Origin of the sequence: Acidimangrovimonas sediminis, assembly GCF_002871005.1 — a bacterium.
GTDB lineage: Bacteria > Pseudomonadota > Alphaproteobacteria > Rhodobacterales > Rhodobacteraceae > Acidimangrovimonas > Acidimangrovimonas sediminis.
Genome location: NZ_PHSN01000090.1, coordinates 1 through 492 on the forward strand (window position 1 = coordinate 1; position 492 = coordinate 492).

The 492-nt window shown below is 72.2% G+C and carries 1 protein-coding gene; it reads right to left on the reverse strand.

Features of this window, described 5'->3' with window-relative positions; genetic code table 11:
• The coding region (locus CVV76_RS24465; RefSeq protein WP_233193161.1) for a PfkB family carbohydrate kinase at window positions 1-492 on the reverse strand (492 nt) is incomplete at both ends.

Genomic DNA, 492 nt, shown 5'->3' on the forward strand with positions numbered 1-492 from the left:
TGGCGTATTCCAGCGCGCGGGGCCATGCCGCGCCCTCCAGCCAGCCCTTGATCAGCCCCGACATGAAGCCGTCGCCCGCGCCCAGCACGTTGAACACCTCGATCGGGAAGCCCGGCCCGGCCTCGCCCGCGTCGAGCGCGCCGGGGATCTCGCCGGTGAAGGCCACCGCCCCCATCGGCCCGCGCTTGCAGACCAGCGTGGCGCCGCTGACCGCGCGGACCGCCCGCAAGGCCGCCAGCGTGTCGGTCGTGCCCCCGGCGATGTGGAACTCCTCCTCGGTGCCCACGATCAGGTCGAAGAGGTGCAGCGTCGATTGCAGCTTCTCCGTGACCGTCCCGGAGGCCACGAAGCGGCTCTCGCCGTCGCCATGCCCCGCCACGCCCCACAAATTCGGACGATAGTCGATGTCGAGCGCGGTCTGCACGCCACCCTCGCGCGCGATGGCCAGCGCCTTGAGCACCGCCGCCTCGGTCTGGCGGTGGCTCAGATGCG